The sequence below is a fragment of the Ruminiclostridium papyrosolvens DSM 2782 genome (assembly GCF_029318685.1).
In the GTDB taxonomy this organism is placed as follows: domain Bacteria; phylum Bacillota; class Clostridia; order Acetivibrionales; family DSM-1351; genus Ruminiclostridium; species Ruminiclostridium papyrosolvens.
The window spans coordinates 2,068,426-2,087,148 of the sequence record NZ_CP119677.1 but is presented as its reverse complement, the minus strand read 5'-3'; the positions used below and the strand labels follow the sequence as shown (position 1 = coordinate 2,087,148).

The 18,723-nt window shown below is 36.9% G+C and carries 16 protein-coding genes; 2 read left to right on the top strand and 14 right to left on the bottom strand.

Features of this window, described 5'->3' with window-relative positions; translation table 11 throughout:
* Positions 1-3 precede the first annotated feature (3 nt).
* The 14 genes from pgeF to P0092_RS09705 form a co-directional block, all read right to left on the bottom strand.
* A complete protein-coding gene (gene pgeF, locus P0092_RS09770; RefSeq protein WP_004620264.1) occupies positions 4-831 on the bottom strand; it encodes a peptidoglycan editing factor PgeF in 828 nt (275 codons plus the stop codon).
* A gap of 11 nt (positions 832-842) precedes the next feature.
* Positions 843-1,637, bottom strand: coding sequence for a TIGR00282 family metallophosphoesterase (locus tag P0092_RS09765; protein ID WP_004620261.1), 795 nt, complete (start codon positions 1,635-1,637; stop codon positions 843-845).
* Between the two features lie 181 nt (positions 1,638-1,818).
* Positions 1,819-3,387: a ribonuclease Y gene (gene rny / locus P0092_RS09760; protein ID WP_004620259.1), complete on the bottom strand. Its 1,569-nt coding sequence runs from the start codon at positions 3,385-3,387 to the stop codon at positions 1,819-1,821.
* A 447-nt stretch (positions 3,388-3,834) separates the two neighbouring features.
* Positions 3,835-4,689: a bifunctional methylenetetrahydrofolate dehydrogenase/methenyltetrahydrofolate cyclohydrolase FolD gene (gene folD / locus P0092_RS09755; RefSeq protein ID WP_004620258.1), complete on the bottom strand. Its 855-nt coding sequence runs from the start codon at positions 4,687-4,689 to the stop codon at positions 3,835-3,837.
* Between the two features lie 53 nt (positions 4,690-4,742).
* Complete coding sequence (locus tag P0092_RS09750) at positions 4,743-6,797, bottom strand: YgiQ family radical SAM protein (RefSeq protein WP_004620256.1); 2,055 nt, start codon at positions 6,795-6,797, stop codon at positions 4,743-4,745.
* A 103-nt stretch (positions 6,798-6,900) separates the two neighbouring features.
* Positions 6,901-8,664: a tetratricopeptide repeat protein gene (locus P0092_RS09745; protein WP_004620254.1), complete on the bottom strand. Its 1,764-nt coding sequence runs from the start codon at positions 8,662-8,664 to the stop codon at positions 6,901-6,903.
* 186 nt (positions 8,665-8,850) lie between these two features.
* Entirely contained in the window at positions 8,851-11,388 is a 2,538-nt protein-coding gene (locus P0092_RS09740; RefSeq protein ID WP_004620253.1) for an FtsK/SpoIIIE family DNA translocase, read from the bottom strand.
* A 145-nt stretch (positions 11,389-11,533) separates the two neighbouring features.
* Entirely contained in the window at positions 11,534-11,998 is a 465-nt protein-coding gene (locus P0092_RS09735; protein ID WP_004620250.1) for a DivIVA domain-containing protein, read from the bottom strand.
* 29 nt (positions 11,999-12,027) lie between these two features.
* A complete protein-coding gene (locus P0092_RS09730) occupies positions 12,028-12,810 on the bottom strand; it encodes a YlmH family RNA-binding protein (RefSeq protein WP_004620249.1) in 783 nt (260 codons plus the stop codon).
* A gap of 6 nt (positions 12,811-12,816) precedes the next feature.
* Positions 12,817-13,107 (bottom strand): YggT family protein, encoded by a 291-nt coding sequence (locus P0092_RS09725; protein ID WP_004620246.1) that lies wholly within the window; start codon positions 13,105-13,107, stop codon positions 12,817-12,819.
* Between the two features lie 31 nt (positions 13,108-13,138).
* Positions 13,139-13,609, bottom strand: coding sequence for a cell division protein SepF (locus P0092_RS09720; protein WP_004620244.1), 471 nt, complete (start codon positions 13,607-13,609; stop codon positions 13,139-13,141).
* Positions 13,610-13,666: 57 nt separating this feature from the next.
* Complete coding sequence (locus tag P0092_RS09715) at positions 13,667-14,374, bottom strand: YggS family pyridoxal phosphate-dependent enzyme (RefSeq protein WP_004620243.1); 708 nt, start codon at positions 14,372-14,374, stop codon at positions 13,667-13,669.
* Positions 14,367-15,620, bottom strand: coding sequence for a biotin/lipoyl attachment domain-containing protein (locus P0092_RS09710; RefSeq protein ID WP_004620241.1), 1,254 nt, complete (start codon positions 15,618-15,620; stop codon positions 14,367-14,369). The genes P0092_RS09715 and P0092_RS09710 overlap by 8 nt, the downstream gene beginning before the upstream one ends.
* Before the next feature lie 49 nt (positions 15,621-15,669).
* Positions 15,670-16,956, bottom strand: coding sequence for a methionine gamma-lyase family protein (locus P0092_RS09705; protein WP_004620239.1), 1,287 nt, complete (start codon positions 16,954-16,956; stop codon positions 15,670-15,672).
* 170 nt (positions 16,957-17,126) lie between these two features.
* Between P0092_RS09705 and P0092_RS09700 the strand changes: the two genes are divergently transcribed.
* On the top strand, positions 17,127-18,026 hold the full coding sequence (locus P0092_RS09700) for an RluA family pseudouridine synthase (protein WP_004620238.1): 900 nt from the start codon (positions 17,127-17,129) through the stop codon (positions 18,024-18,026).
* Between the two features lie 94 nt (positions 18,027-18,120).
* Positions 18,121-18,711 (top strand): MerR family transcriptional regulator, encoded by a 591-nt coding sequence (locus P0092_RS09695; protein WP_004620236.1) that lies wholly within the window; start codon positions 18,121-18,123, stop codon positions 18,709-18,711.
* Positions 18,712-18,723: the final 12 nt, after the last annotated feature.

Genomic DNA, 18,723 nt, shown 5'->3' with positions numbered 1-18,723 from the left:
ATTTTATTTAAGCATCATAACAGCTGCCAAACCACCCGTTTTCCCTTTATCCCCCCTATAGGAGAAAAAAAGGTCAGTATTGCATTTCGTACAAACATCACTTATGAGAATATTCTTCTCCGGAACACCTGTCTTTAGCAAAACATGCTTTATGATTCTTTGTAAATCCATGTAGTACTTTCCGTTTCTGTATTCCGTATATATATCACACCAGTGGAATTTCTCCTTAAAGCTGTCATATACTTCCTTACCCACTTCAAAGCAATTCATACATATGGATGGCCCTATTGCCACAATAATATCTTCATATTTGCTGTTGTAGGTATTTTTCATAAGCACTAATGCTTCGTATGATATATTTTTTACCGTACTTTTCCAACCGGAGTGAACTGCTGTTATAGCCTTTTTTACCGGATCGAGAAATAGTACAGGTACGCAATCAGCATAAAAAGTTACCAAAGGAATCCCCGGCTGATTTGTTGAAAGCCCGTCAAAACCAACAATATCGCTTTCTGCAGTCAAACCTTTCCCGGCATCTGCTGTACTAACTATTTTAATTTTATTGTCGTGTATCTGGTTTGACAGAACAATTTTATCATAATCAACTCCAATTGCATCTGCCAGCCGCCTATAGTTTTCACAAACATTTTCTCTTACGTCATTCCTGTTAAAGCTAAGGTTCAAAGAAGAAAATGGCCCCTGACTTACACCGCCGAGTCTTGTAGTAAAGCAGTGTGTAAGTATGTGCTCATACTGCTTAAGGTTTTGAAACTGAACATATTTTAAATCATTCTTTTGTATCAAAGTAATTTTTTCATTGCTTTCTATCATTCATGCCCCCACTATTTTCCATCAAAGGAATCTGCTACTTTAAATATACGCTCAATGCTAATACATTTTCCTGTTTTTTCATCAACTTCTAAGTGAACAGCACAAAATTGCACTCTTCCCTTAGCAACATCGAATTTCTGAGGCATTCTGGTTATAAATCTTTCAATTATCAATTCCTTGTCTACACCAATTACTCCATCATACGGCCCTGTCATTCCAACGTCAGAAATCAGTGCAGTACCACATGGCAAAATCCTCTCATCTGCAGTTTGGACATGTGTGTGCGTTCCTGCCAGACAGCATATTCTTCCGTCAAGATACCATGCAAGAGCACATTTTTCAGATGTAGCTTCCGCATGCATGTCTACAAAAACCGCCTTTGTTTTAGTTTTTATTTCCTGTAATTCTCTGTCAGCAACCTGAAACGGACAGTCAATGCTATCCATATATACCCTGCCCATAATATTTAATACAGCCAGTTCTTTACCATTAGATTTCAATATGGTATATCCTTTACCCGGCACATTTCCGGGTAAGTTTGCCGGCCTGATAATATTTTCATCAGAGTCTATAAAATTCAGGATTTCCTTCTTTGACCAAGTATGGTTTCCAAGCGTAATACAGTCAACACCTGACTTGTAAAGTTCCTGAGCAATTAAATAGGTTATGCCGCTTCCTGCAGCTGCATTTTCGCCGTTGGCAATACAAAAATCAATTCCCAGTTCCCTTTTCAGCTGTGGTACAAATTCTTTTACAGCCTTTCTTCCCGGGTTTCCAAAAATATCACCAATAAAAAGTATCTTCAATTCTTTGCCTCCAAAATTTAATTAAGCTATTATTATTATGTACAGACATTTATTTTTAAGTACGTAATGCCATAATCTATAACAATTATAATACATATATCAATAAAAAGTAACACTTAATAGATACATGCTAAAAATAAAAAAGCGTGGAATCCACGCTTTTTTATTTTATTTTAATTAATTATTTTGCATATTCAATAGCTCTAGTTTCCCTTAACAGAGTAACTTTAATCTGTCCGGGATATTCAAGCTCATCTTCAATCTTCTTGACTATTTCTCTTGCCTTCAGAACTATATCTGCGTCATTTACAACATCAGGCTTAACCATAATTCTTATTTCTCTTCCTGCCTGAATTGCAAAACACTTTTCAACTCCCTCAAAGGAGTTTGCAATCTCTTCAAGCTTCTCAAGACGCTTGATGTAGGATTCCAGTGTTTCCCTTCTAGCACCCGGTCTTGCAGCTGAAATAGAATCCGCAGCCTGTACAAGTACTGAAACAACATTTGTTGCCTCTACATCGCCGTGGTGAGAAAGAATGGCATTTACCACGTCAGCACTTTCCTTGTACTTCTTAGCTACATCAGCACCGATAGTAACATGGGAACCTTCCACCTCATGGTCAATAGCCTTTCCGATGTCATGAAGCAAACCTGCTCTTTTAGCAAGTTGAACATCAACACCAAGTTCAGCAGCCATTATACCTGCAAGGTGAGATACCTCTATGGAATGGTTAAGTACATTCTGCCCGTAACTTGTTCTGAACTTAAGTTTACCCAAAAGTCTTACAAGTTCCGGATGCAAGCCGTGCACGCCTGTCTCAAATGCTGCATTGTCACCTTCTTGACGAATAGTGTTGTCAACCTCTTTTTTAGCCTTTTCAACCATCTCTTCGATTCTTGCAGGATGAATTCTTCCATCAAGAATAAGCTTTTCAAGAGTTAATCTGGCAACCTCTCTGCGTATAGGATCAAATCCAGACAATATTACAGCTTCCGGTGTATCATCAATAATCAAATCAATTCCTGTTAAGGTCTCAAGAGTCCTTATATTTCTACCCTCACGACCGATAATTCTTCCCTTCATCTCATCATTAGGTAAAGGTACTACAGAAACAGTAGCTTCAGATACATGATCAGCAGCACACTTCTGTATTGCAGTTGCCAATATATCCTTTGCCTTACGATCTGCTTCCTGTTTGGCGTTAGACTCAATTTCCTTTATAAGTGCCGCAGCCTCATGTTTTACTTCGTTTTCAATGTTACGAAGCAAGTATTCCTTAGCATCTTCTACAGATAATCCGGCAATTCTTTCGAGTTCCTCAGTTTGCTTTTTAACAAGCTCTTGGGATTGCTCTTGTAAAACTTCAATATCCTTCAGCTTTTTATTTAAAGCTTCATCTTTCTGTTCAAGTGCTTCTACTTTCTTGTCGAGTGTTTCTTCCTTCTGAACGAGCCTTCTTTCCTGCCTCATAAACTCATTTCGTCTATCCTTGATATCTCTGTCAAGTTCTACTCTGCTTTTATGAATTTCTTCCTTAGCCTCAAGAAGTGCTTCCCTCTTCTTATTCTCGCCTTGTTTAAAAGCTTCTCCAACAATTCTTTGGGCCTCTTGCTCGGCACTGCCTATTTGGGCTTCTGCCTGCTTTTTTCTGGCCTCAAATCCTCTATCATAAAATATTTTAGAAGCAATAACTGCAATAATTAATCCGCAGGCCAATCCAATTAAAATGTTAATTATTATCTTAAACACCTCCTCCTTATTCAGTTTTCAAAGCTCAAATTTCATAATTCGCAATAACCATAATAATATTGGAATAAAAGCAGAAATGAACCTATAAAGGCCTATGTACTGTAGAATAGCACAATATAATAATAACTAAGCGGTATATGGCTATGACTGATACAAATAATGTATAATACTCAAACATATGAGACGTTTTACTAAATATGTCATTTAAACTACGCATAATACCAGAATTTTTACAATAATCCCAGTTGAAGCTTTTCTAACATTAATAAAACAAACCTGCATATATATATTAGCCTAAATAGCTTAATAATCAATTAAATATAACTCTACAATACGAACTGGCTCTTATTCCATAATCAATTTAATTGTAAACTTATTTAATTTTTATGTCAAGAATGAAAAATACAAAGGCTATTCCTTTGTTTTTGTAATTATTGACCAAGGAAATTACAGACTGTTTTGCAACAATGCCGCCTTGTAGGTATTTTTCATCAACATAGCTCTGGTCATAGGCCCAACTCCACCTGTTACCTTCGTTATGGCAGATGCTATTTCCGAAACCTCTGCAAACTGTACATCCCCTACTAATTTCCCGTCTGCTCCTCTTGATACGCCTACATCAATAACAATAGCGCCGGGTTTTACATATTCCGGTTTGATAAACTCTGATTTCCCAATAGCAACTACCAAAATATCTGCGCTTCTGCATACTTCCTGAATATTGGCAGTTTTTGAGTGGCATATGGTTACGGTTGCATTTTTTGCAAGAAGCAAAATCGCCTGTGGCTTTCCTACTATATTGCTTCTGCCAACTACAACACAGTTTTTTCCCGATATTTCTATATCATTTTCTTCCAGCAATTCCACAACTCCGGCGGGAGTGCATGGAAGAAATTCAGGCTTTCCAATCATGAGCTTTCCAACATTCATAGGATGGAAACAATCAGCATCCTTGTCGGGGCTTATGGCTGCAATAACCTTATCTTCATTTATGTGCTTTGGTATCGGCAACTGGACAAGTATACCATTTACAGCAGCATCATTATTCAAGGTTTCTATTAAGCCAAGTAATTCTTCTTCTTTAGTACTTGCAGGAAGTGCGTATTCAAATGATTTAATACCGATTTCAGCACAATCGTTCTTTTTGTGGTTTACATATACCCTTGACGCAGGGTCATCGCCTACAATAATAACTGCAAGTCCGGGATTTATACCCTTTGACTTCAATTCGTCTATTTTTGCTTTTAGCTCAGACTTAACTTTTGCCGCAAGCTCAGTTCCATTCAAAACTTTGGCAGACATGGTTTCTTCCTTTCCTTTTTCCTGAGTATTTTTTGTAACTATTACATTTTATTTTATCGTTTTTTTCTTGTCAAATTTTTCATGTCACCCGATTTTGATTTAGCATTTGAATAGGCTGTCTTGCTACTTTGTTTTCTATTTTTGTTACTATTTTCCCTAAATGTTTGCTTTGTGGATTTCCCGCCTTTTGTATTACTTGTCTTATTTTCCCCTCTTTTAGTTCTTCCCTTGCCGCCTTCCACCGCTGTTTTTTCCTTATTGGGTGTATTCCCATATTGTTTCCCTCTTAATGGTTTTACAAGACAATTTGGGCCAAATCCGATGAGGTCTTCCCTATGTGCTTCCTTTAACGCCTCTATTACAAGATGATAATTTTCTTTTTTACGATATTGTAACAGTGCCCTTTGCATGGCTTTTTCTTTGGGTGTTTTCGGCACATATACCTTCTTCATATTTCTTGCATCATAGCCTGTATAGAACATACAGGTTGAAAGTGTTCCCGGTGTCGGATAAAAATCCTGAACCTGTTCAGGCATATATCCCTGCTGTTTCAAATATTCAGCCAATTCTACGGCAGCATTCAAATCACTGCCCGGATGGCTGGAAATTAAATATGGAACAAGATATTGTTCCATATGAATTTTTTCGTTTATTTCATAAAATTTCTTTACAAATCGGTCGTATAGCTGTCTTTTTGGCTTTCCCATTTTATCAAGAACTCTGTCCACTACATGTTCCGGAGCAACTTTAAGCTGTCCGCTGACGTGATGCTCGCATAATTCAGTAAAAAAGTCGTCATTTTTGTCAAGCATCAGATAGTCATAACGTATTCCTGAGCGGATAAATACTTTCTTAACGTCAGGAAGTGTCCTGAGTTTACGTAATAGTTCCAGATACTCAGAATGATCTACTATGAGGTTTTTACAAGGTTCAGGATGCAGGCATTGTTTCTCTTTGCAGACGCCGTTTTTAACCTGTTTTTCGCAGGCAACATTCCTGAAGTTGGCTGTAGGACCTCCCACGTCGTGTATATATCCTTTAAAGCCCTGTGTCCAGGTTAGTTTCTTTGCCTCATTTAATATTGATGCCTGACTTCTTTTTTGAATTACCCTACCCTGATGAAAATTCAGTGCACAAAAAGAACAGCCTCCATAGCAGCCTCTGTGACTTGTTATGCTGAACTCCACCTCGTTAATTGCAGGAATCCCTCCGTACTTTTCGTAAACCGGATGGTATGTCCTTTCGTATGGAAGGGCATAAACCCTGTCTAATTCGGCAGTTGATAAAGGCATTATAGGAGGATTCTGAACCAGATATCTGTCACCGTGGGGTTGTACCAAGGTTCTTCCGTTTATTGCATCCTGCTCGTTATACTGAATTTTGAAAGCTTCTGCATATACTTTTTTACTTTCCTGTACTGCTTCAAATGCTGGCAATACAGCTACTTTCTTATTCCCATTTGAATCAATTGCCTCTCTTATTTCGGCGGGAAGTTCTTCGTATCTTGCAAGGTAAGCACTGCCTCGTAAATTCTTTATACTATGGACAGGAACGTCTTTTTTCAGCAATTTGGCTATCTCAGTTATAGGCTTTTCACCCATTCCATATACCAGAAGATCGGCTTTGGAATCTACAAGAATTGATCTCCTTACTTTATCATCCCAATAGTCATAATGTGCAAATCTCCTGAGACTTGCTTCAAGTCCTCCTATTATAACGGGAGTATCCTTAAATATCTCTTTTATCTTATTTGCATAGACTATAACAGCTCTGTCAGGTCTGTATCCGGCTTTTCCTCCCGGAGAATACAAATCAGAGGATCTTTTCTTTTTACTGGTGGTATAGTGGTTTACCATTGAATCTATAACACCTGAGGATATAAGTACGCCGTACTTTGGTCTTCCTAATTTCTTGAAATCCTCGCTGTTTTTCCAGTTGGGCTGGGCTATTATTCCAACCTTGAAGCCCTCACTTTCCAAGACTCTGGTTATTATTGCATGTCCGAAACTGGGATGATCCACGTAGGCATCTCCGCTTATATATAGAAAGTCAAGCTGATCCCAGCCTTTTTCATTCATATCTTCAAAACTTATGGGTAAAAAACTCATTTATTCACCTTGTACTAACGGTTGTATATGTCAGTACCACCTTATTTGATATTTAATATTTTCTATGTTATTTTAACACAAATAAGGTTATAGTAAACAATAATTAAGAAACCAGTTCTATAAAATCAGAATTTGTCCTCATGTAATCAAATACGCTGTTCCGGGTAATTTCCCGTTTTATGTCTGAATCCTTGCTTACTGCCTTCTTTAGGTTATCCAATGCAATATCCTGCTTTTTCATTAATGCATAAACTGCAGCTATATTATAATACAACTCGCCTTCCTGCATCCTGTCATCAAGAGCTCTTCCATATGCTTTGATTGCTTCATCGTACTGCTTTAATTCGGTTAATGAAGCACCCAGGTAGTAATAAACATCCCTGTCAGCCGGATTCAACTCAACAGCTCTTGCAAAGGCATCCGAAGAGTCCTCATATCGTTTTAACTCAAACAGTACAACGCCCATGTTAAAATAAAGTCTGAAATTATCAGGGCTTTGTTTAATTCCCTCCGTGTATGAGGCAAGAGCTTCAACATGTCTTTGACTTTTTGCCAAAACTATTCCAAGGTTGTTATATGCGTCTATAAAATCCCGTTTTATTTGAATTACAGCTCTGAAGCAATCTATAGCTTTTTCAGGTTCCTCCGTCTCATCATATATTAAACCCAGTTTGTATAAACTTTCGTGACTATTAGGGTTATAATTTATGGTCTGCATATATTCAGTAATTGCATTTTTGTACTCTTTATTTTGGAAATAACATTCTGCAAGGTTATAATGTCCAATATAATCAGCATTATTAGTTGTTATATAGGTTTTAAAAACCTTAGTAGCTTCGGAATACTGCCCTACCGTCATAAATAACTTTCCAAGCAGGATATATGCTTCTGCCTGTCCGGGTTTGTGCTTAATACAGGTCTCAAAACGAACTTTCGCCTCATCAATATATCCCAGCTCAACTAAGAGTTTACCCAGTGATAAGGAGAGTTCATAATTACTGTTATCATTTTTCAGCAAATCTTCATAGTACATGATTGCATCTGCTTCCCTCCCTGTCGTTGTATAAATTCTGCCGATGCCTTCCTTTGCAGTGGAACATTCAGGATTTATTTCCAGAGCCTTGAAGAAATTATCCAATGCAAGTTCTGTTTTTTCCATATTGAAGTATGTTATACCAAGGTTTACATAAATTAAATGTTTTTTTTCGAATAGCCTATCCAACTCAAGTACTTTTCTATAGCAAGAAATTGCCTCTTTGTACATTCCTTTTTTAAAACATACATTTCCATAGTTAAAATACAGATTCCCTGTAGTTTGTGTAATGTCCAGCATACCTTTATATATGTCGTATGCAAAATCAAAATTTCCCTGACTATATCTGTTCTCGGCTTTAATTAGCTTCTTCTTAATTCCGAAAAACAAATCATCTTTTAGTAAATTTATTTCAGTGATAGTGTCATCAACAAAATCTTCATTTTCCAATACATCCATCACTCTTTGACTTATCTCAGAAGTGCCCATGCAGGAGGCTTCCGGCAAACTGTTTTCATCCTGCGGTATTATTTCATTTTTAACTGTTATATAGTCCGCATGTCCTTCTGCTACTCTGCGACTATTTAATATCAACCTGTAATCCCATATAATAAAACATGCCGGAATTATTATTCCAAATACAATATAAAAAAGCTCTATACTATTACTGATTTTCACATCATTTGCAAGAGATAGAACTACTATCGTTAAGGCACAAAGCTGAATAGTAAATGAAACAAGCATTACAGCCTTTTTAGCCTTTATAAGTCTGTAAAATACATAACAAAGAAGCAAAACCATTAAACAAGCATTAAATGAAGTTAATATAAACATTTTTATACCCCCACGTATTTTATAAATTTTCTTTAGCTAGTCCACTATTAAGTGTATATTTATAAAATAGTTATGATAAAGGGCAAATATTTATACCTGACGGGAAATAATCTGCTGACAATAAAATGTATGAATCCTTTTAAGTATTCATACATTTTTATTATTGGTATTAAATTTTATATAACATTACTGGTTTGCCTTTTGCTTGTCATTCTGGTTCATTTGCATTTCCATCCACTGCTGTTTGGAGATTAACACCTGTCTGGGTTTGCTGCCCTCAAACCTGCCAACTATATTTCGCGCTTCCATTTGGTCTATTATTCTTGCGGCTCTTGAATAACCAACTTTAAACTTCCTCTGAACCAATGAAACTGATGCTTGTCCTGCGTCAACTACCATTTCTATAGCCTGATTCAGAAGTTCATCGTTATCTCCCGGGTTATCATCTTTTCCCGTAGCCTGATCATTTATTTTTTCAATTATATCTTCGTCATATGAAGTATAACCCTGTGTCTTAATAAATTCTACTACTCTCTCAACCTCCGTATCAGATACAAATGATCCCTTTACTCTCAGAGGCTTTGGTTCTCCAACCGGATAAAACAACATATCTCCCTTTCCAAGAAGTTTTTCTGCTCCGCTCATATCAAGTATAGTTCTTGAGTCCACCTGTGACGAAACGGCAAAAGAAATTCTGGAAGGAATATTTGCCTTTATAACACCGGTAATTACGTCTACAGAAGGCCTTTGTGTTGCAATTACCAAGTGCATTCCGGCTGCTCTTGCCATCTGTGCGAGACGGCATATTGCATCCTCAACATCATTTGGAGCAACCATCATAAGGTCCGCAAGTTCGTCTACTATAATTACAACATGAGGCAATATGCCCTGCTCATTGTTTGCAGTTAACATTGCATTATATCCCTTTAAATCTCTTACTCCCTTGTCGGCAAACAGCTTGTACCTGTTTACCATTTCCTGTACAGCCCAGTTAAGCGCTCCGGCAGCCTTCTTCGGGTCTGTAACTACAGGTATAAGCAAATGAGGAATACCATTATAAATTCCAAGCTCAACTACTTTCGGGTCAACCATCAGAAGCTTAACTTCCTCCGGGGATGCCTTGAATAAAATACTCATAATTAAGCTGTTTATACATACACTCTTTCCCGAGCCCGTAGCACCGGCGACCAGCATATGAGGCATTTTACCGATATCCGCAACAATCGTTTCTCCTGAAATGTCTTTTCCCACTGAAAAAGCAAGTTTTGAGGAATGATTTGAAAACTCTCTTGATTCAATAATTTCCTTTAAAAGCACGGCGGACATTTCCTTGTTTGGTACTTCTATGCCCACGGCGGCTTTCCCGGGAATTGGAGCTTCAATTCTCACACCTGCAGCTGCAAGGTTAAGTGCTATATCATCGGACAAATTTACTATTTTGCTTACTTTTACTCCGGGACTCGGCTGTATTTCATATCTGGTTACAGCAGGCCCTCGGCTGATATTAATAACACGGGCATCTACCCCAAAGCTCTTTAATGTATCCTCTAATTTCTTGGCACCTTCAAGTGCAACATTTTTTAGTGCCTTAACATTGATATCGTCTTTATTGGAATCCAGTAAATCCGTTGAAGGATAATTATAAATCATAGGCTTCTTTATCTCTGTCTGAGGTATAACCAGTTCCTCCTGATTATTTTCATCGGCTGAACCCTTCTGTGTATCTTTTTCCGTAGGCGAGCCTACTTGACTTTCTGTATTCTCATCTGTGGTATTCCGGTTGCCCAAGTCATCAGGTGAACTGGTGTCAGGACATAATCCCGCATCCTTTATATCAGATATTACCAACTCATCTGCAACCTCATTAAACCCTGTAAGGCTGACAGTGAATTCCTCCGAATCCTCCCCTGCGGCTTCAACCTCTGACTCATTGTTTTCAGGTGCTTGCTCAAGTTTTTCAGCTGATTTGCCACGGTTCTCACGTTCTATTTTAAAGTTAATTATTTTATGCTTCTTATTAGGCTTTTCCTCATCAATTTCATCAGCTTCCGTTTCATTTTCAGACTCTTCCTGAGCTTCCAGTCTCTCCTGCTTTCTTAGCTTTCTGTTTTCATTGACGGACTTCATTTTATTGGAAAAGTATAGTGAAACGTTTTTCAGGAAAGCCGCCATTGATACATTAGTCAGCAATATTACATCAATAATTGATATTGTTGTAAGAATTATGACAGTTCCTAAAACCTGAAATGTCATTAAAAACGGCAGACTCAAAAGCCCTCCCAGTACACCTCCGCCGGACAAAGCTTTCCCGTCTTCATAAAATTTTGAGATACTGTAAAATAAATTTCTGCCTGAATACTCTTCGTAATTGAATATGGATACCTGAATAAAAGCAGCTAGCAATACCAAAAGCACTCCAAAATATATTAGTCTGCGTCTGAAATTATGACTATCCATTTTAAAAATCATAGCCACACCATATGTTATGAGTACAATAGGAACCACATATGCTGCTACTCCCAGAAAACCCAGCATAACATTTGTTATGGCTCTTCCGAAAACCCCCATGGATTTTGTAAATATAAAACTAAAAAAAGCCAGTACTCCAAAGGCAAATAAAATAAGGCCCATAATTTCGTTTTTATATTTTGAAAAACCACTTTCAACTCGTTTATATTTTTTCTTCTTTTTTACTTTTTTGACCTGCAAAAAATAACACCCCACAGTTATTATTAAATGATAGAATCTACTTGAAAATATGTTTGTAATTATATCATATTTTCTATAATTATTCCATTAACACACAAAACCCTCGGAAACAAGTTTATTACCTTGTTTCTAAGGGCTAAAAGTTTTAAAACTGTATTTTTTATTCTATATCATTATCTGTGTTAAACAATTGTTTCAGCAACTCCAACTGAGACAATAAAAGTGTTTCCGACTTGGTTTTGAAAAGGTGAAGTCTTTTCTTCATTTCTTCATATTCGAAACGAATCTTGATAACCTCCTGATTGGCATCATTAATTATCCTCTGAGCCTTTAATTCAGCCTCTTTAGTAATGTTTTCTGCCTTTTCATAAGAATTTTTCTTAATTTCTTCACCGGTTTGCTGTGCTACTATCAGTGTATTTTGCAGAGATTCCTCAATGTTTTTGTAATGCTGAATACCTTCATTTAACACTGAAATTCTATCTTTAAGCTCTATATTTTCTTTTATGTAAAGCTCATAATCCTGTATTACACTATCTAAAACCTCGTTAACCTGATCTTCATTATATCCCATAAAATTTTTCTTAAATTTTATATTATCAAGATCATTCGGCGTATAATTCATAAACGGTCACCCTTTCTAGAGTTATCATATTATTCGAAACGTTTTATAACAATGCTGATTCTATCCTTTCTGGTGTTTCCCAAAACCTTTTCCAGAACAATTCTTCCCATTCCCCGTATTGATATTACGTCTCCCTCATCCAACATTTTGGAAGGACTTTGAACCACTTCCCAGTTTACATTTACTCTTTGCGCTTTAAAATACTCCATTACCTTGGTTCTGGACAAACCAAATCCGCTGGATGCAACTGAATCGGCACGAAGAGAAGCTACCGTGGTATTTATGCTCCGCTCCTTCTTTTGGGGCGGAGTAAATTGATATATATCGCACAATTCACATTGCACTTTTACATTACCAATTTTGTCCAAATTGTATAATATATATTCCGCTATTTTATCAATAACAAAAACATCAGCAAATGTTTCATTAACAAGTATATCTCCGATTTTTTCTCTCTTGATTCCCAAACCGATTAATGAGCCAAGATAGTCCCTATGAGACAGCTTATTATCAATAACAGGTGTTATTCTCAATAAGCTTATGGGAGTACTGTAAGGAATATCTTCTTCTATAAAATCACTGCTTATTACAGTTATAGCCCGCTCTGCTCCTTCATAACCGCCTGTTAACTTGTAAAAAGCATCCTTAACCCTGTCCAAAACCTTTTTGACAACAGAAGCTTCATAAGGAGAAAGAAAATCTGAATATACAAAAGAGGAATAACGGCACTGTTCAACCTTGTCCAATAAACGTGAAACAAGCACCCTATCCTCTAGTTTTGAAACCATCTTTAATAATTCGTTTTTATCCATAAATTCCTAATATAAAAATATTTTAAAAATACTGAATAACACATTTCTGATTACTTCTATAAGCAGAAATGCAACAATTGGAGAAAAATCCATCATAGACAGCATGGAATTATTAAATATACTTGATTTGCTAAGCATATTACGTATCGGTGAAAGTACCGGTTCGGTAATAGCATAAAGCAAATCTACAAATCTGTTATTCCTTGAAACCGGAAACCACGACAGAACTGCTCTGGCTACCAAAATCATCTCAAAGGCAAACAACACGCCATTTATAGCTCTATAAACTGAATCCATCTAAATTACTCCTCCAATGTAAGAGACAAAACTATTTAGCCCATGGAAAAACGGTCTTGTTTCTTAGTTCATCCTTTAAATCGCCACTAACATCTACATTATTTGGAGCTATAACAAAGATATCACATGAAACTTTTTGAATACTGCCATCAAGCGCATATACCGAACCGCTTAAAAAATCAATTATTCTCTGAGCATCTTGCTTTTCAATGCCCTCAAGATTTATAACTACAGGTTTTTTGCTCTTTAAGTGATCGCAAATATCTTGTGCATCATCAAAAGTATTCGGCTGAGCTACAATCATTTTAAATTGATTTCCGGTATGAATATTTACAACCTTACCTGACTGCTGCTTTTTTGCACCATTTAAGAAGTGTGTCTGTATAGGTTCTTCTTTTACTTCTTCCTTTGCACTCAATTCCTGTTCAGCAAATTCATCTTCATCCTCATCAACAGCTTCCCAGCCTACAAAATTAAACACCTTGTTAAGAAGTTTTGACATTTCCAAATACCCCCTGAGTCTTTAGTAAATATATTTTTTGTCTATTGTTCATTTATACTACTTTTGAGGATAGTTACGCTTTCCAAAAATACCTGTTCCGATTCTGACGATATTTGCACCTTCTTCAATGGCAACCTCAAAATCATTGCTCATACCCATGGAAAGATAATCCATACTAACATTATCTATTCTTTTATTCTTTATGTCAATAAAAATGTCGTAAAGATTCTTAAATATAGGTCTTATTTCCTGGGTATTATCCGCAAATGGGGCTATAGTCATCATTCCCCTTAATAATAAATTCTTTAACCGGGAAATGTATTCCACATATTCATTAACTTCTTCTGGTCTGATTCCAAATTTCGTTTCTTCACCTGAAACGTTTACCTGTAAAAGTATGTTCATTTTTTTGCCTGTCTTACCCGCCCGGTTGTCAATCTCCTTTGCAAGTTCAAAACTGTCTACGGAATGTATCATATGGACTTTATCAATAATATATTTTACTTTATTTGTTTGGAGATGCCCAATCAAATGCCATTTAGTTGCTTCATCAAATTTGTCGTACTTTTCCAAAAGCTCCTGTACCCTGTTTTCACCGAAGTCAGGAACTCCGTATTCACTGACATTTCTTATTCTATCAACCTCAACGGTTTTAGTAACTGCAATAAGCTTTATGTCTTCTGCCTTTCTTCCGCTTTTTTCTGCCGCGGCTTTTATTCTGGTGTATATGTCGTCCAGATTTTGTTTTATAGTTTCATCAATCAATTATCTGTCCCTCCTGTATGTTTTTGGGATTTAGAATATACGTTTTGTAAAGTGCTACTATTGAATCCCCATCGGGCTTATCAATTATTGCTGCATCTTCATTCATCCCAACTAATTTTACCTCTTTAAAGGTAGCTGTATTCCCGTTTAATAAACATATTTTGGCAGTTTTTTTTGTAGTATTTATATTTTGAAGGCAGCTGCGAGGAACCTTTAAACCACTATAGCTGGATAATACTACGTCAACATTTATCCTGCGCATACCTATAGTTTCATCCAGACCCGTATCAAATTTAAACGAAACAATTTTTTTTCCGTTAATAGCATCCGAACTGTAATTGATTACTGCATCCATACTGTAACCAATATCATTAATTCTCAGAGTTACAGGTTTATCTGCTTTTAACTCCTTTGCTGCTTTCTCATCCACTACAGTAACCATGTAATTGTCCAAATCTTTTACCAGCTTTGCAATAGGTTCACCTTTTTTTACATCAACAACATTAAAGTCCCTGTTTGTATTTTTTACGGTTATGTTTTCTAAGTCCTGAGGAGCAGCCTTTTGTATATAACCCGGAGTCAGAAGTGATTCATAACCATCTATGGCAAAGGATATCAATCCCGCCGAACCGGCTCTTACCTCTTTAACATTATTATTTAGTCTGCTTTCAATTTCTGCCTTTTCACTGATTAGTCTGTTTATATATTTCCCGGATTTACTGTTATCACCGAATATATCGGACTTTCTGTAAACAACACTGTCAATATCAGACAAAGTATCATAGCTTTCAACAAGGCTTCCTCTTATTGACTGCTGCCCTAAATTCTTCACCTTTTCAATTATTTCGGAGTCAAGTTTAGCTATATCACTGGAGAAAACTCCTAAGTTTTCTTTTTGGGCTTTTTGAGCACTGCTGATTTGCATTTCCTTTTTTTTGAGCTCCTCGTAAGTTGAAACTGGTACATTTTTGACTATAGTAGCTATCCTGTAAAAAGCAGGAACCTTTTCACCCTCCACAGCATCCATAACACAATTGCCATCATCCGGAGAATTTATAACTTTTTCATTTCTTACCAAAATACCATCAACATTTTGAACTACTTCTATTTTACCGTTCTTTAGTATATCTTTTTCAATAGTATTACCAAATGTTATGTAAAGCAATGATGGCAGATATATTAGTAGAAAGATTCCCAGAATCAGTGTGCCTATTTTAATGCCCTTGATTTTGACTACACTCCCCATTTGCTTCCCTCCATCTATTACCTTTTCTTTAGTATGCTTCATACTTCTTTTACCTTATCATCCCCTGATGAAACAGTTTTTGCAAAGCAATAATATTACCCAGCTTTACATGTTCATATACAAGACCACCCTGCATGTAAGCCACATAAGGTTCTTTTATAGGTGCATCTGCACTGAGTTCAATAGACGAGCCCTGTACAAATGCTCCTGCTGCCATAATAACCGGTGAATCATATCCCGGCATATCCCACGGTTGTGGGGTAACATAAGAGTCTACAGGAGACCCCTTCTGTATGCCTTGACAAAATGCAATAAGGCTTTCTTTATTATTGAATTTTACTGATTGTATTATATCACTTCTGTGTGACTTTACTGAAGGCATTGTCTCAAATCCTGCCCGCTCCATAAGAGCGGCACAAAACACAGCACCCTTTAAGCTTTCAGCCACTACATGAGGTGCCATAAATAAGCCTTGGAACATAAGCCTGTTGTTTCCCAGAGAAGCACCCACTTCTTTGCCAAGACCCGGGGATGTAAGCCTGTAGGCAGCCTGCTCCACAAGGTGTTTCTTTCCGGCTATATAGCCTCCGGTCAGTGCAAGTCCTCCCCCGGGATTCTTTATCAGAGAACCTGCTATTATGTCCGCTCCCACCTGTGTAGGCTCTAAAACCTCAACAAACTCCCCGTAACAGTTATCAACCATTACAATTATGTTACTGTTAACTTCTTTAACTGCATCTATTACATTTTTAATATTCTCAACAGACAGTGCATCTCTCCATGAATAGCCTCTTGAACGCTGAATCATAGCCATCTTGGTTTTTTGGGACACAGTTGCTTTTATTTTGTCCAAATCAGGTTTTCCATCCTTCAAATCCACCTGTCTGTACGTGACTCCAAACTCTTTCAGAGAACCGCAGTTTTCTCCTCTTATTCCGATTACTTCTTCCAGAGTGTCATAGGGTTTACCTGTTACAGCTACCAGTTCATCCCCGGGCCTTAGATTTCCAAAAAGGCAAAGTGCCAGTGCCTGGGTACCCGATACAATCTGATGACGTACTAGAGCGTCCTCAGTTTGAAATATATTTGCATAAACACTGTCCAGAACTTCCCTTCCCCTGTCGTCATAGCCGTAGCCGGTTGTTCCGTTAAAATGTGAATCGCTTAGTTTATTTTCCTGCATTGCCTTAATTACCTTCATCTGATTCAGCTGCTTTGTACCGTCAATTCGTGCAAATACTTCTTGTGCATCTTTTTCAGCTTGTTCAGCCAATTCAATAATCTTGTCATCTATTTCAAAATTCTGCTTTAAAAATTCCTTTGTTTGTAAATCCATTGGTAAAATTCCTCTTTCGTAGTTTATATATACTTGATTTTATCTACTTTGATTTGGTTTATCAAGTTAATTATAAAACTTTTGCGTATCAAATTCCATTTATAGTACAATATATCAAGCAGAATATACTATATACCTTTATTGTTGTTATTATTGTCAGGAGGATTTTAATGTTATTAGAGAGGACAGTCAGTGAGAATGAAGCCGGAAAAACTCTTAAATACGTTTTGAAAAACGGACTTCAGCTTTCTGAAAGACTTATAAAGAAACTAAAATTGCAGCAGAAGATTTATGTAAACGAACATCCTGAAAGAGTCAATTATGTTGTAAAGGAAGAGGACAAGCTTAAAGTAATACTTGATCTTGAGGAGGAATGTGAAAATATAGAGCCCCAAGACATACCTCTTAATATTATATACGAAGATGAATGTATGCTGGTTCTCAACAAGCAGCCCGGAATCGTGGTCCATCCAACAAGTTACCATCCGGATAATACCATAGCCAACGGAATAGTCTATTACCTGAAACAGAAAGGTGTAATCAAAAAAGTACGTCCTGTCAGCCGACTTGACAGAGAGACTTCAGGTATAATTATTTTTGCAAAAAATCAGTTTACCCAAGAGACACTCATCCAGCAAATGCATGCCAATTTGTTTAAAAAGGAATATCTGGGAGTTGTACAAGGTATACCCGAAAAAAGTGAAGGTACTATAAATCTGCCTATAGCCAGAAAACCCGGCAGTATTATGCTAAGGCATATCTCTGAGGAAGGAGCACCATCAATAACACATTATAAGGTTTTGAATAGTTTTCCTTTACACAATTCAGCCTTATTGGGTTTTAATCTTGAGACAGGACGAACACACCAGATAAGAGTTCATTGTCATGCAATGGGATTCCCTATCTATGGCGACACTTTGTATTCAGATAACACAAATTTATTCATTTCCCGGCAAGCCCTTCATTCCTATAGAACCGAGATACTTCATCCTGTTACCCGAAAAGAAGTTATATTCACGGCTGAGCTTCCTTCTGACATAGCCGGACTACTGGAAATACTAAGTCAATAATATGTAAATATTTTACACCTATAAGGTCTTATGGTACTATCAAATTGCATTGTACGTATTCTGTAGACATAGTTATAGGGGGGTAGATGAATCCATGGAAGTACTTAAAGAAAGATATTCTATAACAGAGCTTAGCGCATCTTTGAATATAACAGATCATGCTTTAAGATTTTACGAAAAGGAGTTTGGGTTAAATATTCCCAAGGACAATAGAGGCAGACGCTATTATACTACTGACCTTGCAAATTTAATGTATCAGATTAAAGCCATGCGTGACCAAGGTCTTGAGCTAAAAGCTATACGAAAAATTCTTGAGGACGAACATATTATTAAACCTAAAGATATCAGCGTCCCAATATCCGCTGAACAGCTTCCTGCCGTAGTTTCAAAGAGATTGGAGGAACTGAGCAGTGCTGAGCTTTCTATGATACTGGAAACCTTAAACGGTATAAAAGAGCAGCTTTTTAATAATGTTGCCGCAGAATTTGTAAGTACGAGAGAACATATTTCAAAAGAAATTCATAGCTCCAAGATGGAACTTGGAGCTTGTGTTGAAAATAGTTCTCGTAAACTGGAAATAAAAATGGACAAGCATTTTCAGGAGGTAGACAGGTATATTACCAATTGGAGAGAACGGAAAAACACAACTCTCACAGGTAAACTGAAAAAACTCATCGGAAAATAAGTATTTTTCTTT